Here is a 22045-nt window from a genome sequence, read left to right as displayed (position 1 = left end):
GTCCGACGCGACGATCGGCGTGATGACCGCCGTGGCGACGACCGCGGGCCTCGTCCGGCGTTCCGCCGGGACGACCGTCCCACTGGGCCGCGTCGGGACGACCGTGACCGCGGCTTCCGCCGGGATGACGATCGCGGGCCGCGTCCCGCCGTCCGCCGTGACGACCGGGACCGTGGGGAGCGCCGTGAGGGCGACCGCGGGCCTCGTCCGGCGTTCCGCCGCGATGACAACCGCGGTGGCGACAACCGTGGCGGTGGCTACCCCCGACGCGACGACCGGCGTGACGACCGCCGTGGCGACGACCGCGGGCCCCGTCCGGCGTTCCGTCGCGACGACAACCGTGGCGGCTCCGACCGGCGTGACAGCGACCGTGGCGGCTTCCGCCGGGATGACCGCGGTGGCGACCGTGGCGGTTTCCGTCGCGATGACAACCGTGGTGGCGACAACCGTGGTGGCGGCTTCGAGCGTCGTGACGACCGGCGGGATGACCGTCGTGGCGATGACCGTGGCTCCCGTCCGGCGTTCCGCCGAGACGACAACCGTGGTGACGACCGTGGCTCCCGTCCGGCGTTCCGCCGAGACGACAACCGTGGTGACGACCGTGGCCCCCGTCCGGCGTTCCGCCGTGACGACAACCGTGGCGATGACCGCGGCTTCCGTCGCGACGACCGGGGCGACCGCGGTGGTGACCGTGGCGGTTTCCGTCGCGATGACAACCGTGGTGGCGACAACCGTGGTGGCGGCTTCGAGCGTCGCGACGACCGGCGGGATGACCGTCGTGGCGATGACCGCGGCGCTCGTCCGGCGTTCCGCCGAGACGACAACCGTGGCGATGACCGTGGCCCCCGTCCGGCGTTCCGCCGTGACGACAGCCGGGGAGGCGACAGCCGCGGTGAGCGCGGTGGCTTCCGTGGCCGGGACGACCGGGGCGACCGCGGACCGCGTCGGGATGACCGAGGTGGCCGTCCTGGAGGGGCCCGTGGGGATGACCGTGGTGGCCGCCCCGGAGGGTTCCGTGGGCGTGACGACCGGCGTGACGACAGCCGTGGTGGATACGAGCGTCGTGACGACCGGCGCGGTGGCGGCGGTTTCCGTGATGAGCGGGACCGGGACCGGGAGCCGATCAAGCGGCTGCCGATCCCCGAGGACGTCACGGGCGACGAGATCGACAAGGACGTCAGGCAGGAGCTGCAGAGCCTGCCGAAGACGCTCGCCGAGGACGTCGCCAAGAACCTGGTGATGGTCGCCCGGCTCATCGACGAGGACCCCGAGGGCGCGTACGCCTACTCCAAGATCGCTCTGCGGCTGGCGTCGCGTGTCGCCGCCGTACGGGAGGCCGCCGGATTTGCGGCGTACGCGAACCAGAAGTACTCCGAGGCGCTCGCCGAGTTCCGGGCCGCGCGGCGGATGAGCGGCGGTGTGGAGCTGTGGCCCCTCATGGCCGACTGCGAGCGTGGACTCGGACGGCCGGAGAAGGCGCTGGAGATGGCCGGGGCGCCCGACGTGAACAAGCTGGACAAGGCCGGCCAGGTCGAGATGCGGCTCGTCGCGGCAGGTGCCCGGCGTGACCTGGGGCAGCTGGACGCGGCCATCGTGACGCTGCAGAGCCCCGAGCTGGCCTCCAACTCCGTACAGCCGTGGACTGCGCGTCTGCGCTACGCGTACGCCGACGCCCTGCTCGCCGCCGGCCGGGAGGACGAGGCACGGGAGTGGTTCGCCAAGGCCGTGGAGTCCGACAAGGACGGCAGCACGGACGCCTCGGACCGGCTCGCCGAGATGGATGGTGTCGATTTCGTCGACGCGCTCGGTGAGGAGGGCGACGCCGAGGCCGAGGGCGTTTCCGAGAAGGTGGAAGCCGAGGCGGATGCGGAAGCGGACGTCGCCGAGGCAGACGACGTGGAAGCGGACGACGTGGAAGCGGACGAGGACGACAAGGACTGACGTCGGTAAGTGACAGAAGGGCGGGATCCCCTCAACGGGATCCCGCCCTTTGTCGTTTGACGACGGCTCAGAGTTCCAGCGCGCGCAGCACCAGGCCGGACGCCGGCTTGGGGCCGAACGACGTCGACTTGCGGGGCATCGTGACGCCCTGGCGGGCCAGGTCGCGGACGACCTCCTCGCGGACCGGGTGCATGAGGACGGCCGTACCGCCGTCGCGCTCCGCCTTGCGGACCGTGGCGGCGGTGTCGTGGATGTAGGCGATGCGGGTGGGGTCGTCCTCGGGGACGTGCCAGACGTGGTCGAGGAGCGTGGCGTGCAGGACCGTCGCGTCCAGGGTGCGCCAGGCCGCAGGGCGGTCCGTGGGGACCGTACGGGCGAGGAGATCCTGGTCCGGGCGGTCGACGAGGTGGAAGGCGCCGTCTCCGGCGAGCAGGAACGCGTTGCCCGCGCAGGCCGCGTCGGCGAGGGTGTCCAGGGCCTCGGCCAAGGGGACGTCGAGACGGCGTATGCGGAACAGACCCTCGAGCGGGGCCAGGGCGTCCGCTACGGGCAGGCCGTGCAGGAGGCGGTGGATGGCGCGGACGCGCAGGGGGTAGCGGGCCGTGTCGACCAGGAGGACGAGGCCGTGGTCCCAAGGGCTGGGGGAGGGGTGCTCCGCGCGTAGACGGAGGGATGTCGCCCAGCGGTGATGGCCGTCGGCGATGAGTGCCTGGTGACCGGCCAGGTCGTGCTGGATCGTGGCCATGTCGGCGGGGTCGGTGATCGCCCACAGGCGGTGGCGGTAGCCGTCCTCGGTGGTGGTGGCCAGGAGCGGCTCCTGCTCCGCCGTGCGTTCGACGACGGCTGTCGTGTCGGCAGGGGAGCCGTTGCCGCGGTAGGTCAGGAGCAGGGGTTCCAGGTTCGCGGAGGTGGCGCGCATGAGGGCGGCGCGGTCGGCGACCACGTGCGGCATGACGTCCTCGTGCGGCAGGACCACGCCTTCGGACGGATCCGACAGCCGCAGGGTGCCGATGACGCCGCGTTGGAGCATGCCGTCGGTCGCGCGCTGTTCGTAGACGTACAGGCAGGGGTCGGGGTCGGCGGTCAGGACGCCCTCCGCGAGCCAGCGGCGCAGGGTGTCGGCGGCCTGTTCGTTGCGGGCGGTGGAGGTGATCGCCTGGGGCAGGATCAGCCGGACGATGTTGTACGGGTCCGCGGACTGGAGGTGGACGACGCCGTCGGGGCGTACGACGACGTCGTACGGCGGGGACGTCACGGCCGCGAGGCTGCCGACCCGGTCGGGGTCGTAACGAAGGCCTCGGAACGGGGTGAGTTCCAGGCCCCGGCGCGCCATTGCTTCCGAGTGACCTGCGGTGTTCATCCCGGCATCGTACGTGTGTCAGTGGCGTGAGGGATGATCGGGGGAAAGCCGTCGAGCGAGGAGCGATGTGGAATGAGCCAGAGCGTCAGGACGAGGCCCGAGGGCAGTGGCCAGGCCCTGAGCGAGGCGTACGACACCGCGCTGCTCGACCTCGACGGGGTGGTGTACGCGGGCGGGAACGCGATCGCGCACGCCGTCGAGTCGCTGGCCACGGCTCGGGCCGGCGGGATGCATCTCGCGTACGTCACCAACAACGCGCTGCGGACGCCGGACACCGTCGCCGAGCATCTGACCGAGCTGGGGATACCGACGGAAGCCGGTGACGTCATCACCTCGGCTCAGGCCGTCGCGCGGCTCATCAGTGAGCAGGTGCCCGCGGGGGCGCGGGTGTTGGTGATCGGCGGGGAGGGGCTGCGGGTCGCGCTGCGGGAGCGGGGGCTGGAGCCCGTCGAGTCGGCGGATGACGATCCGGCCGCGGTGGTCCAGGGGTTCGGGGGCCCGGATCTGCCGTGGGGGCGGTTCGCCGAGGCTTCGTACGCCGTCGCGCGCGGGGTGCCGTGGTTCGCGTCCAACACCGATCTGACGATTCCCAGCGGGCGTGGGATCGCGCCGGGCAACGGGGCGGCGGTGGAGGTCGTGCGGATCGCGACCGGTGCGGAGCCGCAGGTCGCGGGCAAGCCGTTGCCTCCCATGCACCGGGAGACGATCCTGCGGACCGGTGCCGAGCGGCCGCTGGTGGTCGGGGACCGGCTGGACACGGACATCGAGGGCGCGTTCAACGGGGAGGTCGACTCGCTGCTCGTTCTGACCGGGGTGACCGACGGGGCGCAGCTGCTGGCCGCGCCGCCGCAGCACCGGCCGACGTATGTCGACGCCGATCTGCGCGGCATGCTGACGGGGCAGCCCGAAGTCACCGAGGCGGGTGGGGGGTTCCGGTGCGGCGGCTGGACGGCGACGGCCGGTGCCGAGCGGCTGGAACTGGCTGGTGAGGGGGAGGCCCTGGACGGGCTGCGGGCGCTGTGCGCGGCGGCGTGGACGGCGGCCGGTGCGGGAACGTGCGAGCTGGACGGAGGAAAGGCGCTCGCGCGGCTGGGTCTGTGAGGGGTGCGCCTGGCGCCCACCCTGTGAACCCGTGCAGCGGGATCGTGGCTTAATCCGAGGGTAGGCTAACCTAACTGCGTGTTGGTCGACAGTCCTCCCGAACAGCGCGCGGAGACCGCCCCCGCGCCCCCAACCCGCCGGGCGATACGTGCCCTTGGGTTGCTCGTGTCCGTCGCGATCCTGGTGCTCGTCGCCTTGGCGAGCATCGCGATCGGGGCGAAAGAGCTGTCGATGGGGCAGGTGTGGCACGGTCTGTTCGAGGACTCGGGGACATACGGCGATGTCGTTGTCACCGAGCGGCTCTGGCGGACCCTGCTGGGTCTGCTGGCAGGTGCCGCGCTCGGTCTGTCGGGTGCGGTCCTCCAGGCGCTCACCCGTAATCCGCTGGCCGACCCCGGGCTGCTCGGCATCAACGCGGGTGCGTCCGCGGCGGTCGTCACCGCCATGACGTACTTCGGTGTCACGAGCCTGACGGGCTATGTCTGGTTCGCCTTCCTCGGCGCGGCCGCGGTCGGGGCGCTCGTGTGGTTCCTCGGCGGGAGCCGGGGGGCGACGCCGGTGCGGCTCGCGCTCGCCGGCACGGCGATCAGTGCCGCGCTCTACGGCTATCTCCAGGCCGTGATGATCACGAACGAGGCCGCGCTCGGCAAGATGCGCTTCTGGACGGTGGGTTCGCTCTCCTCGGCCAGCGAGTCGACCATCCTCCAGGTCCTGCCGTTCCTCGCGGTCGGCACGTTCCTCGCCCTCGCGCTCGCCCGGCCGCTCAACGCCATGGAGATGGGCGACGACACCGCCAAGGCCCTCGGTGCCAACCTCAACCGCACCCGGGCGCTGTCGATGCTCGCCGCCACCGTGCTGTGCGGGGCCGCGACCGCCGCGTGCGGACCGATCGTGTTCGTCGGCCTGATGGTGCCGCACGTCGTGCGCTCCTTCACCGGGCCCGACCTGCGCTGGATCATGCCGTACGCGACCGTCCTGTCGCCCGTGCTGCTGCTCGGCGCCGACGTCATCGGCCGGATCGTCGCCCGGCCCTCCGAACTTCAGGTCGGCATCGTCACCGCGATCCTCGGTGGCCCGGTCTTCATCTTTCTCGTACGACGGCGGAGGACGGCGCAGCTGTGAAGACCAACCGTGCCATCAGGACGCCGGGCGGGCTGTCGGTCCGCCTCGACGTCCGTGCCTTCACCGTCGTCCTCCTGCTGCTGGCGGCCGCGCTCACCGCGAGTGTCGTGCTCATCGGCACCGGCGACTTCCCGATCCCGGCCGGCGACGTGCTCAAGACGCTGCTCGGCAACGGGAACGCGGGCCAGGAGTTCATCGTCAACGAGCTGCGGCTGCCCCGGGTCCTGGTCGGGCTGCTGGTCGGCGCCTCGCTCGGGCTCGGCGGCGCGCTATTCCAGGCCGTGTCCCGCAACCCGCTGGGCAGCCCGGACATCCTCGGTCTCGGACAGGGGGCGACGGCCGGTGCGCTCGTGATGATCGTGCTGTTCTCCGGGAGCGCGGCCGAGGTCACCGTCGGGGCGCTGGTGGGCGGTCTGGTGGCGGGGCTCGCCATCTATCTGCTCGCGTGGAAGCAGGGTGTGCACGGATACCGGCTGGTGCTGGTCGGCATCGGTGTGTCCGCGATCCTCACGGCGGTCAACGGCTATCTGATGACCGTGTCCGACATCACCGACGCGGCCCGGGCGATGGTCTGGATGACCGGGTCGCTCAGCGGCCGTGACTGGGAGCAGGTGTGGCCGCTGCTCGGGCTGTGTGCCGTCCTCGTACCGCTCGTCCTCGCCAATGCGCGCGGGCTGCGGATGATGGAGATGGGCGACGACGTGTCGTACGCCCTCGGGGTGCGCGTGGAGCGGGTGCGCGGGCTGCTGATGATCGCCGCCGTCCTGCTCACCGCGTCCGCGACGGCCGCCGCCGGTCCGGTCAGCTTCGTGGCGCTCACCGCGCCGCAGCTCGCCCGGCGCCTGACCCGCTCGCCCGGCCCGAACCTGCTGCCCTCGCTGTGCATGGGCGCCGCCCTGCTGGTCGGTGCCGACTGGATCTCGCAGAAGGTCTTCGGCGCCGACCAGATGCCGGTGGGCGTGGTCACCGGTGTGCTCGGCGGTGTCTATCTGCTGTGGCTGCTGGTCACCGAGCGGAAGGCGGGCCGGATATGAGCGGCTCGCGCAAGCCGGACGTGAGCGGCTCGGCGACCAACAACACCCGGGCGAACCGGAACACCCGAAGGAGCACCGTGAACCGCCTCTCCGCCGAGAACGTCACCCTGGCCTACGACCAGCGCGTCATCGCCGAGCAGTTGTCGGTGGAGATCCCCGACAACTCCTTCACCGTGATCGTCGGCCCGAACGCGTGCGGCAAGTCCACCCTGCTGAGGGCGCTGTCGCGGATGCTGAAGCCGAACCAGGGGCGGGTGCTGCTCGACGGTCAGGTCATCCAGTCGATGCCCGCGAAGAAGGTCGCGCGGACGCTGGGCCTGCTGCCGCAGTCGTCCATCGCGCCCGACGGGATCACCGTCGCCGACCTGGTGGGCCGCGGCCGCTACCCGCACCAGGGCATCCTGCGCCAGTGGTCGACCGAGGACGAGCGGGTCGTGCAGGAGTCGATGGCGCAGACCGGGGTCGCCGAGCTCGCGGACCGGTACGTCGACGAGCTGTCCGGCGGTCAGCGCCAGCGGGTGTGGATCGCCATGGCGCTCGCCCAGCAGACCCCGCTGCTGCTCCTGGACGAGCCGACGACCTATCTCGACATCCAGCACCAGATCGACGTCCTCGACCTCTGCGCCGAGCTGCACGAGGAACAGGGCCGCACGCTGGTGGCCGTGCTCCACGACCTCAACCACGCCGCCCGGTACGCCACGCATCTGATCGCCCTGAAGGACGGCAGCGTCATCGCCGAGGGGGCGCCGAACGACATCGTCACGGCCGAGCTGGTCGAGGAGGTCTTCGGGCTGCGCTGCCAGGTCATCGACGACCCGGAGACGGCGACGCCGCTGGTGGTGCCGGCGGCGCGGAAGGCGCGGGTGGAGGACAGGAAGACGGACGTGCGGAAGGTGGCCGCCGCCGAGGCCTCCTGAGCTACAGGAGCTTCCGCAGCTGGAGCAGGTCGCGCAGGCCCGCCTCCAGCTTGACCCGGCCCGAGCCCCAGGCCTTGGCGAAGTTCAGCTCGCCGTCGACCAGGGCCACCAGGTCGTCGCTCTTCATGGTCAGTCTGATCTGGGCCTTCTCGGGAGGCGGGCCCTGGACCGTGTCGTGCACCACGATCCGGCCGTTCGTCATCCGGCCGACGAAGGTGGTGTCGAGGTCGGTGATCCGGCAGCTGACCGAGCGGTCCATGGCCGCCGCGGTGCGGACGTCCCCCTCGGTGCGCTGCATGGTGTCGGAGAGCTTTTCGAGTGCGGCGCGGCACTCCTCGATCGTGGCCATCGAGATCGACGGTACCCCAGCCCTTCGGGGTAGCGTCTGGGCATGAGCGACGCAGCACCGGAGACGCAGACCCTCGAGGAGGCGGTGGAGCCGGGGCACGAACCCGCCGCCCCGGCCCCGCTGGACGTCTCCCGCACCCCCACCGGCAACGCCGAGGTGGACGCCCACCTGGAGCGGCTGGGCGACGCCGACCACCTCGCCACCGACGGACACGTCGAGGTGTACGAGGATGTACACCGGGGGCTGCGCGACGCGCTCACCGCGCTCGACGCCCGCCCGGGAACTCCGGCGCCCCCGTCGTCGTATGAGCAGAGGGCGCCTTCACCCTCGTATGGCAATAGGAGCTGAACCGAACGTGGCAGGAGTCGCACGCCAACGTCTCGACGCGGAGCTGGTCCGGCGGAAGCTCGCGCGCTCGCGCGAGCACGCCAGTCAGCTGATCGCCGCCGGACGGGTCAGTGTCGGCAAGACCGTCGCGACCAAGCCGGCCACGCAGGTGGAGACCGCGGCGGCGATCGTGGTCTCGGACGACGACGGCGACCCCGGCTATGTGTCGCGGGGCGGGCACAAGCTTGCGGGCGCGCTGCAGGCGTTCGTACCGCGGGGGCTCGTGGTCGAGGGGCGGCGGGCGCTGGACGCCGGCGCGTCCACCGGCGGGTTCACCGATGTGCTGCTGCGGTCGGGGGCCGCGCACGTCGTCGCCGTCGACGTCGGGTACGGGCAACTCGCGTGGACTCTCCAGAGCGATGAACGCGTCACCGTCAAGGACCGTACGAACGTACGCGAGTTGACGCTTGAAGCGATCGATGGGAAGCCCGTGGATCTTGTAGTGGGGGATCTGTCCTTCATTCCGCTCGGGCTGGTGCTGCCCGCCTTGGAGCGGTGCGTGAAGCCGGACGCCGACCTGGTGATGATGGTCAAGCCGCAGTTCGAGGTGGGGAAGGAACGGCTGGGCAGTGGGGGAGTCGTACGGAGTCCGCAGCTGCGGGCGGAGGCCGTGCGCGGTGTGGCCGAGAAGGCATGGGAACTCGGGCTCGGGGTGAAGGGGGTCACGGCAAGCCCGTTGCCCGGACCCTCGGGCAATGTCGAATACTTTCTGTGGCTGCACGCCGGGGCACCCGCCCTGGATCCGGCCGACGTTGACCGTGCAGTGGCGGAGGGGCCGCGTTGACCCAGAACCGAGCTCGTACTGTTTTCCTGCTCGCCCACACCGGGCGGCCGGCGGCCATCCGCAGCGCCGAGCTGGTGGTGAAGGGCCTGCTGCGCGAGGGCATCGGCGTGCGCGTGCTCGAGTACGAGGCCGCCGACCTGCCGTTGCCGGACGAGGTGGAGCTGGTCAAGGAGGCGACTCCGCTGTGCCTCGACGGGTGCGAGCTGCTGATCGTGCTGGGCGGGGACGGGACGCTGCTGCGGGGGGCCGAGTTCGCCCGGGCCTCCGGGGTGCCGATGCTCGGCGTCAACCTCGGGCGCGTCGGGTTCCTCGCCGAGGCCGAACGGGATGATCTCGACAAGGTCGTCGACCGGGTGGTCACGAAGTCGTACGAGGTCGAGGAGCGGATGACCGTCGATGTCGTCGTGCACAGCAACGGGGACATTGTCCACACGGACTGGGCGCTGAACGAGGCGGCGGTGCAGAAGGCCGGCGCGGAGAAGCTGCTCGAGGTCGTGCTGGAGATCGACGGCCGGCCGGTGACGGGGTTCGGGTGCGACGGGATCGTGCTGTCGACTCCGACCGGGTCCACCGCGTACGCCTTCTCCGCCGGTGGGCCTGTGGTGTGGCCCGAGGTGGAGGCGTTGCTGATGGTGCCGATCAGTGCGCACGCGCTGTTCGCGAAGCCGTTGGTGACGTCGCCGGATTCTGTGTTGGCTGTGGAGGTTCTGCCACATATTCCGCCGGGGGTGCTGTGGTGCGACGGGCGGCGGACGGTTGAGCTGCCGCCCGGGGCCAGGGTCGAGGTGCGGCGGGGGGCTGTGCCGGTGCGGTTGGCTCGACTGCATCATGCGTCCTTTACCGACCGGCTTGTGGCGAAATTCGCGCTGCCGGTGTCCGGGTGGCGGGGGGCGCCGCACTAGCCGGCTGCGGGGGGTGTCCGGGGAGCGTCGGCGGGTGCGGGTGCATTGTGGTTGCTCGCGCAGTTCCCCGCGCCCCTTCGGGGCGCTTCCCTCCCCTGGGTGACAGGGTGCCTCGCACTTGGCCGCTCTTACCTCGTAAGGTCTTCACCGTGCTGGAAGAGATGCGGATACGGTCGCTCGGAGTCATCGACGACGCGGTCGTCGAGCTGTCGCCCGGGTTCACCGCTGTCACGGGTGAGACGGGTGCGGGCAAGACCATGGTGGTCACCAGCCTGGGGCTGCTGCTCGGCGGGCGGGCGGACCCGGCGCTCGTGCGGATCGGGGCCGACAAGGCGGTCGTGGAGGGGCGGATCAGCGTTCCCGCGGGCTCTTCGGTCGTGGTGCGGGCGGAGGAGGCCGGGGCGGAGCTCGATGACGGGGCGCTGCTCATCAGCCGTACCGTTTCCGCCGAGGGGCGGTCCCGGGCGCATGTCGGTGGGCGGAGCGTGCCCGTCGGGGTGCTGGCCGAGCTCGCCGACGAACTGGTGGCGGTGCACGGGCAGACGGATCAGCAGGGGCTGCTGAAGCTGTCCCGGCAGCGGCAGGCGCTCGACCGGTACGCCGGGGACGCCGTCACCGTGCCGCTGGCCAAGTACACCGAGGCCTATCGGAGGCTGCGGGCCGTGGTCGTGGAGCTCGACGAGATCACCACACGTGCGCGTGAGCGGGCCCAGGAGGCCGACATGCTGCGCTACGGCCTCGACGAGATCGCCGGCGTCGAGCCACGTGCCGGGGAGGACGTCGAACTGGCGGAGGAGGCCGAGCGGCTCGGGCACGCGGAGGCCCTGTCGTCCGCCGCCACGGTCGCGCACGCCGCTCTCGCCGGGAATCCCGAGGACCCCGAGGGCATCGACGCCGCCACGCTCGTCGCGGGCGCCCAGCGGGCCCTTGAGGCCGTACGGTCGCACGACCCGGCGCTGTCCGCGCTCGCCGACCGGATCGGGGAGATCGGGATCCTGCTGGGCGATGTCGCGGGGGAGCTGGCGGGGTACGCCGACGACCTCGACGCCGATCCGCTGCGGCTGGCTGCCGTCGAGGAGCGGCGGGCGGCCCTCACGGCGCTCACCCGGAAGTACGGCGAGGATGTCGCCGCCGTGCTGGCCTGGGCGGAGCAGGGGGCCGCGCGGCTCACCGAACTCGACGGCGACGACGAGCGGATCGACGAGCTGACCGCCGAGCGGGACGCGCTGCGGGCGGAACTGGGCGGGCTGGCGCAGGCGTTGACGGATGCGCGTGTGGAGGCGGCCTCGCGGTTCGCCGCCGCCGTGACCGCGGAGCTGGCCTCGCTGGCGATGCCGCACGCGCGCGTGTCCTTCGACATCCGGCAGGCCGAGGATCCGGAAGGCGTCGAAGTCGGCGGGCGAGCCGTCGCGTACGGGCCGTCCGGTGCCGACGAGGTCGAGCTGCTGCTCGCTCCGCATCCCGGGGCGCCGCCGCGGCCCATCGCCAAGGGGGCCTCCGGTGGTGAGCTCTCCCGCGTGATGCTGGCCGTCGAGGTCGTGTTCGCGGGGACGGATCCCGTGCCGACCTATCTCTTCGACGAGGTCGACGCCGGCGTCGGTGGCAAGGCCGCGGTCGAGATCGGGCGACGGCTCGCCAAGCTGGCGAAGTCCGCGCAGGTCGTGGTCGTGACGCATCTGCCGCAGGTGGCCGCCTTCGCCGACCGGCAGTTGCTGGTCGAGAAGACCAACGACGGTTCTGTCACGCGCTCCGGTGTGAAGGTCCTCGAAGGCGAGGAGCGGGTACGGGAGTTGTCCCGGATGCTCGCCGGGCAGGAGGACTCGGAGACCGCGCGGGCGCATGCGGAGGAGTTGCTGGAGGCGGCTCGGGCGGACGCGTAGGGCTCTGCACGCGCAGGGTTCTTCACGCGCAAGGCGTTTCGCGTACAAGGGCCCTTCAGGGGAGGTGCGGACTAGGGTGGCCGGATGATCGGCCGCCCCCTCTCCCTCGCTCTCGCCGCCGTCCTCACCCGCGCCGCCGCCAGCGCCCTGCGGGCCGCCGCTCCTGGCGGACGTGACCGTTGGGAGCGGAAGAACTACGCCGGGCGCACCGTCGAGTTGTACGCCGGCCCCGCCTCCGCGGCGGGCGCCGCGCTCATCGCCGCTCGCGTCCACCCCGCAGCCGGGCTCGCCGTGGCGGCCGCCGGGGTCTGTGGGGCGTACGACGATGTCGTCGGCGCCGGCGATCCGCGCCGCGGCTTCCGTGCGCATCTCCGCGCGTTGCGGGAAGGCGAAGTCACCAGCGGAGCCGTCAAGTTGTTCGGTATCTCGGCCGCCGGGCTCGTCGCGGGGGCGTTCCTCAAGGGGCGGCTCGTCGACAAGGTGCTGGCGGGTGTGGTGATCGCCGGGGCCGCGCACTTCGTCAACCTGGTGGATGTGCGGCCGGGGCGGGCGGCCGGTTCGGTCGTCGCGTTCGGGGTGCCGGGGATGCTGCGCGAGGGGCCCGGGGGAGGACTGGCCGCCGCGGTCGTGGGCGCCGCCGCTGCCGTGCTGCCGGAGGATCTCGGTGAGCGCACGATGATCGGCGACACCGGCGCGCACGCGCTGGGCGCGGCCCTGGGCGCCGCTGTGGTGGCGGGCAACGGGCGGGCTGGGCTGGTGGCCCATGCCGTCGCTGTCGTGGCCGCCGCCGTGTACGGGGACAGGGTGAGTGAGGTCGCGCGGTCGCTGCCGTTCGGGGCCGCTCGGGCTCCCGAGTGACCCCGCTCACTCCGAGCGCGCCCCGTTTCTCACCCGTGTGAGTGACCCACCCCCTCTCCTTCCAGAACCCCCACACCCCCGGCGTTCCCGGAACACCCGTACGTGCTGGCATCCTTGGCCTAGAACGCAGTACGCGTAGGAAGCGCGCGGTACACCCCTCCGCCCGACACCTTCTGTACGTTTCCTCGTGACCGCCCGACCCGAACCAGGAGCCCCGGCCACGTGACCCCCGTGAGCAGCCACTCACCGCACGGCCAGTCGCCGCTGCGCACCGTTCAGGTGCTCGGCGGTGGCAACGCCCGCAGCAGCGCGCATGTGCGGTCCCTGGCCTCCGGGCTGGTCGCGAGGGGCGTGCGGGTGACCGTGTGCGCCCCTGCCGACGCCGATCGCACCTACGACTTCAGTGGTGCCGGCGCCGACCATGTGCACGTGCCGCGCAGCAGCGACCCGGGGGCCGTCGCCGCGTTGCGTGCCGCCTGCGCGGACGCCGACCTCGTCCACGCGCACGGGCTGCACGCCTCGTTCCGTGCGGTGCTCGCGCTCAGCGGGCGGCGGACCCCGCTCGTCGTCACCTGGCACGACCGGGCGCGTGCCGAGGGTGCGCGGGCCCATCTGGTGCGGCTGCTGGAGCGGCGGGTCGTGAAGGCCGCCTCCGTGGTCCTCGGGGCCAGTTCGACGCTGGTCGACCGGGCGCGGGCGACGGGCGCGCGGGACGCGCGGCTCGCCGCCGTCGCGCTGCCCGGGGCCCGCAAGGCCGCGCGGCTCGAGGACCCCGACCGGCCGCGGCCCAAGGTGCGGGCCGAACTCGGCGCCACCGGGCGCCCGTTGCTGATGGCCGTCGGCTCCCTCGACAGCCATCGGGGGTACGACACCCTGCTGGACGCCTCGCGCGCGTGGCGGGAGCTCGACCCCGTGCCGCTCGTCGTGATCGCGGGGGAGGGTCCGCTGCGTGCGGAGTTGCAGCGCCGGATCGAGGACGAGGGGCTGCCGGTGCGGCTCATCGGGCGGCGCGACGATGTGGCCCAGCTGCTCGCGGCGGCCGATCTCGCGCTGCTGTCGAGCAGTTGGGAGTCCCGTTCCGTCCTCGCCCAGGAGGCACTCCACGCGCGCGTGCCGCTCGTCGCGACCGACGTCGGCAGCATGCCCGAGCTCGTGGGCGACGCCGCCGAACTCGTGCCGTACGGCGACGCGGAGGCCCTCGCCGACACCGTCGTACGCCTTCTCGGCGATCCCGAGCGGTGCGAGGAGCTGCGGGAGAAGGGTGTACGGCAGGCCGCCACCTGGCCGTCCGAGGACGAGACCGTCGCCCAAGTGCTCAGCGTCTACGACGAGTTGACGCAGCCGCGGCCCCTCGTCTGAGGGACCTAGACGACGTGCCTGCGGGCTCTCAGGGCCAGGCTCAACGCCAGGACCGTCTGCGGGTCGTCGAGGTCGGTGCCCAGCAACTCGCCGATGCGTGCGAGGCGGTTGTAGAGCGTCTGCCGGTTCAGATGCAGTTCGCGTGCCGTCTCCGCCTTGCGGCCCGCGTGCGCGAGGTAGGTCTCCAGGGTGGGCAGCAGCGGTGGCTTGGAGCGGTGGTCGTGGTCGCGGACCGGGCCGATCGCACGGTCGACGAAGGCCGCGAGGTCCGGATGGTCGCGCAGCCGCCACAGCAGCAGGTCGATGTCTAGGCGGCGGGCGTCGTACCAGGGCCGGTCCGACAGACCCTGCGCGGCGGTCGCCGTCTCCGCGGCGTGCCGCAGCCCCGCCGAAGCCGCCGCCCAGCCGCCCGCCACCCCGACGACGACCACCGGCGGTTGTGCCCCCGGCCGCTGCATCCCCGCCCGCTCCACCCCCGCCCGCAGCGCCGCCGCGACCCGGTCCGCGACCGCCGCCCGCTCCGACTCCGAGCGCAGCCCCAGCAGCACCAGGACGCGGCCCTCGACCGGCCGTACGCCCAGCAGGACCGGCACCCCCACGGCGGCCAGCTCCTCCGACACCGCCCGCGCCAGCACCGCCCAGCCGCCGCCGGGGGACAGGGCGTCGCCGAGCCGCATCACCACCGGCAGCAACGGACTGGCGCCCGGCTTGAAGCCCAGCACGCGCGCCTGCGCGGGCGCGTCCTCGGCGGCGATACGGCCCTCGGCTAGGTCGGTCAGGAAGTCGCCCCGGCCCCGCGCGGCCAGCTCCTCCTCCTGCCGGGCCTGCATCAGCACCACGGCGAGGATGCCCGCGGCCCGCTCGGCCGCCATCCGGTGCACAGGGACCAGGGGAGCGCGTACGGGGAGCAGGACCAGCCGCGCGCGCACCGAACCGGTGCCCGGGCCGCCCCCGGGCACGTCCACCAGCACGGAACCGGCCGGCGGGGTGTCCTTGTGCTGGCTGCGCAGCCCCTCCCACACCTGGAGCGGATCCGCGCCCTCGGGGCCCGCCCCGGCGGCGTAGAGCAGCTGGCCGTCGGTCGTCTCCAGGAAGACCGGGTTGTCGCTGAAGTCGGCCAGGATGCCCAGCACCTGGGGCACCCCGCCGCCGCCCAGCAGGGCCTCCGTACAGCGGCGATGGACCTCCTCCGCCCGCTGGACCAGGGCGTAGTGGCCGTTGACGATCTCGGTGTGGATCTCCTCCGTCACCGTCACGAAGGGCACCTCGCGGTGCAGTTGGACCAGTGGCAGCCCGGTCGCGCGGGCCGTGTCGACCAGCGCCGCCGGGAGGCGCGTGAAGCGCGGGCCGAGCTCGACGACCAGGGCCGCGATGCCCCGCTCGGCCAGGGTGCGGACGAACGCGCGCTGCTCGGCCGGACGGGTACCGAGCCCGTAGCCCGTGGTCAGCAGCAGTTCGCCACCCTTCAGCAGGGAGGCGATGTTGGGCACCTCACCCGCGTGCACCCAGCGCACCGGCCGCTGGAGCCGGTCGGCGCCCGCGAGGATCTCGGGGAGGCCGCTGCGCAGGCCGGGCAGCTCCAGCGCCCGCTGCACGGTGATGGCGGCGGCCTGGCTGTCGAATCTGCTGTCCATGAGCCGGACGCTACCCGCGCCCGAGCCCCGGGCACATCTCCGGGCGGCGGACCCTGACGGCGCTCGCCCCCGGCCGCCGCCGACCGGCCGCCCTCCGCCGGGCCCCGGACCTCACGCCGGTCTGATGTTGTGGTTGAACCGGAAGACGTTGTCCGGGTCGTACTCCCGCTTGAGGGCCGCCAGCCGCCCGGTGTTCTCGGCTCCCAGCCCGGCCACCACCCGTTCCGTGCCCTCGTCGCCGATGAAATTGAGGTAGACGTCACCGGTGCGCCACGGGCGGGCGTCCGCGCGGACCTCGCGCACCCACTGCGCGCACCGGTCGTCGTCGGCCGGGTCCTCCCAGGCCGCGAAGGGGTGCACGCCCCACGGCGCGCCCCGGTACGGCACGGGGTACTCGGACGGGCCGTCGGCGACCGCCCCGCCCTCCGGGAACAGCACGTGCAGCGTGTTGCTCGGGACCGGCATGGAGTCGGCGCGGGCGCAGAAGACGTCCACGTAGTCGTCGGGCAGGCCCGTCAGATACTCCGCCGACCAGTAGTTCCGCAGGCCGGGCGGATCGTCGAGCATGCACTGGACGTCGGCGTAGGGCATCTGGCCGACGATCTCCACCTCGTGCGGCAGGGCCAGCAGCGGCTCGGCGAGTTTACGCATGTCCTCCTCGGTGCCGGCGTACGTCAGCAGCGCACCGCACAGCATCGTGCCCACCAGCTGGGGCGGCATGAACTCCTCCGCCTGGCCGGTGAGATAGATGACGGCGCCGCCCGCCTCCAGGGGACCGGACTCGATGACGTCGCGGTAGGTGCGCACGACCTCACGGCCGAACTCCGGGAGATACAGCAGCAGGGCGATGGAGAACGCCGGCAGTTCGTGCAGCTTGAGGGTGAGCGCGGTGGCGATGCCGAAGTTGCTGCTGCCGCCGTGCAGGCCCCAGAAGAGCTCCGGGTTCTCGTCGGCGCTCGCATGGACCGTCGAGCCGTCGGCGGTGACCAGCTCGACGCCGAGGAGGTTGTCGGCTGCCAGTCCCCAGCAGCGTTCCAGCCAGCCGCTGCCGCCGCCCAGCACGAAGCCGCCCACTCCGGTGGTCGAGGCGCGTCCGCCGGTGGTGGCCAGACCGAACGGCTGGCAGGCGCGGTCCAGGTCGCTCATCGTGGCGCCGCCCGCGACCCGTACCGCCGCGGCGGCCGGATCGACGGTGACCCCGCGCATATGGCGCAGATCGACGACCAGACCGCCGTCGTTCAGCGCCATCCCCGCCACGCTGTGCCCGCCGCCGCGTACCGCGATCGGCAGATCCAGGTCACGGGCGAAGCGCACGGACCGCACGACGTCGTCCTCGGACACACACTGCGCGATCACCGCGGGACGGCGGTCGATCATCGCGTTGTAGACGGTCCGGTTCTCGTCGTAGCCCGGATCCACCGGGGCGAACACGTCGCCCACCAGATCTTCGCGGAGCGCGGCGAGTGCCGTGCCCGCCTTCGACGGGGATGCCATGGGGCGCCCCCTTTCTCGCAGGGGCTATTGGTCCCAGCCTAGGCGGGCTCGGCTCGCACAGCGCGCTCAGCCGCCGTAGGCTCCCGACGCCGTGAGCCGCAGGGCGGTGTCGATGAGCGGAACGTGGCTGAAGGCCTGCGGGAAGTTACCGACCTGGCGCTGCGCCACCGGGTCCCACTCCTCCGCGAGCAGCCCGAGGTCGTTGCGCAGGGCCAGCAGCTTCTCGAACAGCTTGCGGGCCTCGTCCACGCGGCCGATCATCGCGAGGTCGTCCGCCATCCAGAACGAGCAGGCCAGGAAGGCCCCTTCGTCACCGGGCAGACCGTCGACGCCCTCGCTCTGGCCCTCGGTCGGGTAGCGCAGGATGAAGCCGTCCGACGTGGACAGCTCACGCTGGATCGCCTCGATGGTGCCGATCACGCGCTTGTCGTCCGGCGGCAGGAAGCCCATCTGCGGGATGAGCAGCAGGGAGGCGTCCAGCTCCTTCGAGCCGTACGACTGGGTGAAGGTGTTGCGCTCCTTGTCGTAACCCTTCTCACACACGTCCCGGTGGATGTCGTCGCGCAGCTCGCGCCAGCGCTCCAGGGGGCCGTCCGCGTCGCCGGACTCGATGAGCTTGATGGTGCGGTCGACGGCGACCCAGGCCATCACCTTGGAGTGCACGAAGTGCCGGCGCGGGCCGCGGACCTCCCAGATGCCCTCGTCCGGCTCGTCCCAGTGGTCCTCCAGGTAGCGGATGAGCTTGAGCTGGAGCAGGGACGCGTAGTCGTTGCGGGCCAGGCCCGTCATGTGGGCCAGGTGCAGGGCCTCGGTGACCTCGCCGTACACGTCCAGCTGGAGCTGGTGGGCGGCGCCGTTGCCGACCCGGACCGGGGCGGAGTTCTCGTAGCCGGGCAGCCAGTCCAGCTCGGCCTCGCCCAGCTCCCGCTCGCCCGCGATGCCGTACATGATCTGCAGGTTCTCGGGGTCGCCCGCGACCGCGCGCAGCAGCCACTCGCGCCAGGCGCGGGCCTCCTCGCGGTAGCCGGTGCGCAGCAGCGAGGACAGTGTGATCGCGGCGTCGCGCAGCCAGGTGTAGCGGTAGTCCCAGTTGCGGACACCGCCGATGTCCTCGGGCAGCGAGGTGGTGGGGGCGGCGACGATGCCGCCGGTCGGCGCGTACGTGAGGGCCTTGAGTGTGATCAGGGAGCGGACGACGGCCTCGCGGTAGGGGCCGTGGTACGTACAGTGATCGACCCAGTCCCGCCAGAACTCCTCGGTCGCCTCCAGCGACTGCTCCGGCTCCGGCAGCGGCGGCGGCTGCTTGTGCGAGGGCTCCCACGAGATGGTGAACGCGATCCGGTCACCCGGGGCGACCGTGAAGTCGGAGTACGTGGTCAGCGACTTGCCGTAGGTCTCGCACTCGGTGTCGTACCAGACCGAGTCCGGGCCCGCGACGGCGACCGTACGGCCGTCGTGCTTGTGCACCCACGGCACCACCCGGCCGTAGGAGAAACGCATCCGCAGCGCGGACCGCATCGGGACGCGGCCCGAGACGCCCTCCACGATCCGGATCAGCTGCGGTGCGCCGTCACGTGGGGGCATGAAGTCGGTGACCCGGACCGTGCCGCGCGGGGTGTCCCACTCGGACTCCAGGATCAGCGAGTCGCCGCGGTAGGTGCGCCGGGCCGCGGTGGGCGGCTCGGCGTCGGCCGCGTGCGCCGGGCCCAGTCTCCAGAAGCCGTGTTCCTCGGTGCCCAGCAGACCGGCGAAGATGGCGTGGGAGTCGAAGCGGGGCAGGCAGAGCCAGTCCACCGTGCCGTCCCGGCAGACCAAAGCAGCGGTCTGCATGTCTCCGATGAGTGCGTAGTCTTCGATGCGCCCGGCCACGTGCAACTCCAGTCGAACGGCCACGTCGCCCCCCGAGCAAAAAAGGGGGGCTGTCGCTCTTGCGGTCAAGGGGTCGTTGTAATGCGTCGTTGAGCGGTGAAGCAAAGCAGCCGTTCGGCTGTGAGGCAAAACGACAATCTGTACTCAACGAACTGTCGAGCTCACGTTGTTCCGGTGCTTACGGGCGGGGGGTGGTGCCGTGTGGCCGGCCGGGCTCGGCAGCGAATGTCCGAGCAGGATACGACGCACGTAGATGATCTGTGTGCCGCTCCGGGCAACGTGGATGGGCCGATCGGGTGAGCGACGGGTGAGAACCATGAGACGTGTACGCGTCTGTGTCGGCGTGTGCGCGGAGCGTGGCCGGAAGCCATCCCGTCGAGGCGCTGATACCCTGGTAGCCCGTGGACCGGTGGTGGATAAAACCCCCGACCGCAGCGACGGCGAAGCCGGAGATCTCCGGATGCAGCGCCGCCCCGCACCCCAGATCGCGACCACGGGAGCCCCGTCTTGGCCATGCCGCCGAAATCTACGACGACCAAGCACATCTTCGTCACCGGGGGTGTCGCCTCCTCTCTCGGCAAGGGCCTGACGGCCTCCAGCCTCGGCATGCTGCTCAAGGCGCGCGGCCTGCGCGTCGTGATGCAGAAGCTCGACCCGTATCTGAATGTCGACCCGGGCACGATGAACCCCTTCCAGCACGGTGAGGTGTTCGTCACCAACGACGGCGCCGAAACCGACCTGGACATCGGACACTACGAGCGTTTCCTGGACCGCGACTTGGACGGCAGCGCCAATGTCACTACAGGCCAGGTGTACTCGACGGTGATCGCCAAGGAGCGGCGCGGCGAGTATCTGGGTGACACCGTGCAGGTCATCCCGCACATCACCAACGAGATCAAGCACCGCATCCGGCGTATGGCGACCGACGAGGTCGATGTCGTCATCACCGAGGTCGGCGGCACCGTCGGCGACATCGAGTCCCTGCCGTTCCTGGAGACCGTCCGCCAGGTCCGCCACGAGGTCGGTCGTGACAACGTCTTCGTCGTCCACATTTCCCTCCTGCCGTACATCGGCCCGTCGGGGGAGCTGAAGACGAAGCCGACCCAGCACTCGGTTGCGGCGCTGCGGAACATCGGTATCCAGCCGGACGCGATCGTGCTGCGCTGCGACCGCGAGGTGCCGACCGCGATCAAGCGCAAGATCTCGCTGATGTGCGACGTCGACGAGGCCGCCGTGGTCGCCTGCCCCGACGCCAAGTCGATCTACGACATCCCCAAGACCGTGCACGGCGAGGGCCTGGACGCCTACGTCGTCCGCAAGCTGGACCTGCCGTTCCGCGACGTGGACTGGACGACCTGGGACGACCTGCTCGACCGCGTCCACAACCCCGACCACGAGATCACCCTCGCCCTGGTCGGCAAGTACATCGACCTGCCCGACGCCTACCTCTCGGTCACCGAGGCGCTGCGCGCGGGCGGCTTCGCCAACAAGGCCCGCGTCAAGATCAAGTGGGTCACCTCCGACGACTGCAAGACCCCGGCCGGCGCCGCGGCGCAGCTCGCTGACGTCGACGGCATCTGCATCCCGGGCGGCTTCGGCGACCGCGGTGTGCTCGGCAAGGTCGGCGCGATCAAGTACGCCCGCGAGAACAAGATCCCGCTGCTCGGTCTCTGCCTGGGCCTGCAGTGCATCGTGATCGAGGCCGCGCGCAACCTGGCCGACATCCCGGACGCCAACTCCACCGAGTTCGACTCGGCGACCTCGCACCCGGTCATCTCCACCATGGCCGAGCAGCTCGACATCGTGGCCGGCGACGGCGACATGGGCGGCACCATGCGCCTGGGCATGTACCCGGCCAAGCTGGCCGAGGGCTCGATCGTGCGCGAGGTGTACGAGGGCAAGGAGTACGTCGAGGAGCGGCACCGGCACCGCTACGAGGTGAACAACGCCTACCGCGCGGAGCTCGAGAAGAAGGCGGGCATCCTGTTCTCCGGCACCTCGCCGGACGGCAAGCTCGTCGAGTACGTCGAATACCCGCGCGACGTCCACCCCTACCTGGTGGCCACGCAGGCGCACCCCGAGCTGCGCTCGCGTCCCACGCGACCGCACGCGCTGTTCGCCGGCCTCGTGAAGGCCTCGGTCGAACGGAAGAATTCCAAGTAACACACCAGTTGTACGGTTGCCGGGGTGCGTACCTTCAAGGTCGCACCCCGGTTTTTTCTTGAACGTGTGGAAGGGACAGGGCATGACGATCAAGGACACCCCCGAGGAATGGGAGATCCGGGCGACGGAGACCCCCTTCGTGGGCGGCAAGACCTCCGTCCGCACGGACGACGTGGTCATGCCCGACGGCAAGGTCGTCCGCCGCGACTACCAGGTCCATCCGGGCTCGGTCGGAGTCCTCGCCCTGGACGACGAGGACCGGGTCCTGCTGATCAGGCAGTACCGCCACCCCGTACGCCAGAAGCTGTGGGAGATCCCGGCCGGTCTGCTCGACGTGCCCGGCGAGAACCCGCTGCACGCCGCGCAGCGCGAGCTGTACGAGGAGGCGCACGTCAAGGCCGAGGACTGGCGGGTGCTGACCGACGTCTACACCACGGCGGGCGGCTGCGACGAGGCCGTCCGGATCTTCCTCGCCCGCGATCTGTCGGAGGCCGTGGGCGAGCGCTTCGAGGTCGAGCACGAGGAGATCGACCTGGAGTACGCGCGCGTGCCCCTCGACGAGCTCGTACGGGGTGTGCTCGCCGGTGAGTTGCACAACAACTGCCTGGTCGTGGGCGTGCTTTCGCTGGTCGCCGCGCGTGCCTTCGGCGCTCTGGACACGCTGCGCCCGGCGGACGCGCAGTGGCCTGCCCGCCCCTTCGAGGCGTAGTGCCCACGCGGCGGCCGCACATAGGTGCTGTCCCGCGCCCTGAGCGGCGTCGCGAAAACCGTCGGTCCTATGATCCGTTGATCCGATCGGGGGAGTCTCCGTCCGTCACCGCCGCGTACCTCACGGAACGTTGCAGAGCGTGAACTAGGCTCTGAAACTGCCCGAACCGGAGTCCCGGCGGG

Annotated in this window: 18 protein-coding genes and 1 pseudogene; 14 read left to right on the top strand and 5 right to left on the bottom strand. The window is 71.7% G+C overall.

The genetic code is table 11. The features are described from left to right. Positions 1–309: 309 nt before the first annotated feature. Both OG381_RS49625 and OG381_RS12820 read left to right on the top strand, forming a co-directional pair. Positions 310–921: pseudogene (locus tag OG381_RS49625) on the top strand (tetratricopeptide repeat protein); the annotation flags it as partial. Between the two features lie 210 nt (positions 922–1131). Further along, complete coding sequence (locus OG381_RS12820) at positions 1132–1941, top strand: tetratricopeptide repeat protein (RefSeq protein ID WP_327722451.1); 810 nt, start codon at positions 1132–1134, stop codon at positions 1939–1941. Between the two features lie 67 nt (positions 1942–2008). On the opposite strand, the gene OG381_RS12815 is transcribed toward OG381_RS12820, so the two are convergent. Further along, positions 2009–3301, bottom strand: a complete 1293-nt coding sequence (locus OG381_RS12815) for a DUF1015 domain-containing protein (RefSeq protein ID WP_327716234.1) — start codon at positions 3299–3301, stop codon at positions 2009–2011. Between the two features lie 72 nt (positions 3302–3373). Between OG381_RS12815 and OG381_RS12810 the strand changes: the two genes are divergently transcribed. The 4 genes from OG381_RS12810 to OG381_RS12795 all read left to right on the top strand — a co-directional run bounded on the left by OG381_RS12810 (position 3374) and on the right by OG381_RS12795 (position 7475). Beyond that, positions 3374–4402: an HAD hydrolase-like protein gene (locus OG381_RS12810; RefSeq protein ID WP_327716233.1), complete on the top strand. Its 1029-nt coding sequence runs from the start codon at positions 3374–3376 to the stop codon at positions 4400–4402. Positions 4403–4480: 78 nt separating this feature from the next. Beyond that, positions 4481–5524, top strand: coding sequence for a FecCD family ABC transporter permease (locus OG381_RS12805; protein ID WP_327716232.1), 1044 nt, complete (start codon positions 4481–4483; stop codon positions 5522–5524). Further along, on the top strand, positions 5521–6558 hold the full coding sequence (locus tag OG381_RS12800; RefSeq protein ID WP_327716231.1) for a FecCD family ABC transporter permease: 1038 nt from the start codon (positions 5521–5523) through the stop codon (positions 6556–6558). The genes OG381_RS12805 and OG381_RS12800 overlap by 4 nt, the downstream gene beginning before the upstream one ends. After that, positions 6555–7475 carry an ABC transporter ATP-binding protein gene (locus tag OG381_RS12795; protein WP_327716230.1) on the top strand — a complete coding sequence of 307 codons (921 nt, stop codon included), beginning with the start codon at positions 6555–6557 and terminating at the stop codon, positions 7473–7475. Before OG381_RS12800 ends, OG381_RS12795 begins: the two co-directional genes overlap by 4 nt. A gap of 1 nt (position 7476) precedes the next feature. Here the strand turns inward: OG381_RS12795 and OG381_RS12790 are convergent, their stop codons facing one another. After that, on the bottom strand, positions 7477–7824 hold the full coding sequence (locus OG381_RS12790; RefSeq protein WP_327716229.1) for an alkyl sulfatase C-terminal domain-containing protein: 348 nt from the start codon (positions 7822–7824) through the stop codon (positions 7477–7479). Between the two features lie 42 nt (positions 7825–7866). Here OG381_RS12790 and OG381_RS12785 point away from each other — a divergent pair, with 42 nt between their 5' ends. The 6 genes from OG381_RS12785 to OG381_RS12760 all read left to right on the top strand — a co-directional run bounded on the left by OG381_RS12785 (position 7867) and on the right by OG381_RS12760 (position 13994). Beyond that, complete coding sequence (locus tag OG381_RS12785; RefSeq protein ID WP_327716228.1) at positions 7867–8172, top strand: hypothetical protein; 306 nt, start codon at positions 7867–7869, stop codon at positions 8170–8172. Between the two features lie 7 nt (positions 8173–8179). Then, positions 8180–8995, top strand: coding sequence for a TlyA family RNA methyltransferase (locus OG381_RS12780; protein ID WP_327716227.1), 816 nt, complete (start codon positions 8180–8182; stop codon positions 8993–8995). Next, the gene (locus OG381_RS12775; RefSeq protein WP_307032639.1) at positions 8992–9897 is read left to right on the top strand and encodes an NAD kinase; all 906 of its coding nucleotides are present in this window, start codon (positions 8992–8994) and stop codon (positions 9895–9897) included. The genes OG381_RS12780 and OG381_RS12775 overlap by 4 nt, the downstream gene beginning before the upstream one ends. A gap of 161 nt (positions 9898–10058) precedes the next feature. Continuing rightward, positions 10059–11777 carry a DNA repair protein RecN gene (recN, locus tag OG381_RS12770; RefSeq protein WP_327722450.1) on the top strand — a complete coding sequence of 573 codons (1719 nt, stop codon included), beginning with the start codon at positions 10059–10061 and terminating at the stop codon, positions 11775–11777. 84 nt (positions 11778–11861) lie between these two features. Beyond that, on the top strand, positions 11862–12635 hold the full coding sequence (locus tag OG381_RS12765) for a hypothetical protein (RefSeq protein WP_327716226.1): 774 nt from the start codon (positions 11862–11864) through the stop codon (positions 12633–12635). A 222-nt stretch (positions 12636–12857) separates the two neighbouring features. Beyond that, on the top strand, positions 12858–13994 hold the full coding sequence (locus OG381_RS12760; protein ID WP_327716225.1) for a glycosyltransferase family 4 protein: 1137 nt from the start codon (positions 12858–12860) through the stop codon (positions 13992–13994). Positions 13995–13999: 5 nt separating this feature from the next. Here the strand turns inward: OG381_RS12760 and OG381_RS12755 are convergent, their stop codons facing one another. The 3 genes from OG381_RS12755 to OG381_RS12745 form a co-directional block, all read right to left on the bottom strand. Next, positions 14000–15628 carry a PucR family transcriptional regulator gene (locus tag OG381_RS12755; RefSeq protein WP_327716224.1) on the bottom strand — a complete coding sequence of 543 codons (1629 nt, stop codon included), beginning with the start codon at positions 15626–15628 and terminating at the stop codon, positions 14000–14002. A gap of 111 nt (positions 15629–15739) precedes the next feature. Next, entirely contained in the window at positions 15740–17122 is a 1383-nt protein-coding gene (locus tag OG381_RS12750) for an FAD-binding oxidoreductase (protein WP_327716223.1), read from the bottom strand. Between the two features lie 66 nt (positions 17123–17188). Next, complete coding sequence (locus OG381_RS12745; protein ID WP_327722449.1) at positions 17189–18991, bottom strand: glycoside hydrolase family 15 protein; 1803 nt, start codon at positions 18989–18991, stop codon at positions 17189–17191. Positions 18992–19504: 513 nt separating this feature from the next. Here OG381_RS12745 and OG381_RS12740 point away from each other — a divergent pair. Continuing rightward, positions 19505–21154, top strand: coding sequence for a CTP synthase (locus OG381_RS12740; protein ID WP_327722448.1), 1650 nt, complete (start codon positions 19505–19507; stop codon positions 21152–21154). An 82-nt stretch (positions 21155–21236) separates the two neighbouring features. Then, positions 21237–21863, top strand: coding sequence for an NUDIX hydrolase (locus OG381_RS12735; RefSeq protein WP_327716222.1), 627 nt, complete (start codon positions 21237–21239; stop codon positions 21861–21863). The last annotated feature ends 182 nt before the right edge of the window (positions 21864–22045 follow it).

Origin of the sequence: Streptomyces sp. NBC_00490 (assembly GCF_036013645.1) — a bacterium.
GTDB classification, from domain to species: domain Bacteria; phylum Actinomycetota; class Actinomycetes; order Streptomycetales; family Streptomycetaceae; genus Streptomyces; species Streptomyces canus_F.
This window is presented reverse-complemented; position numbering and strand designations above follow the sequence as displayed.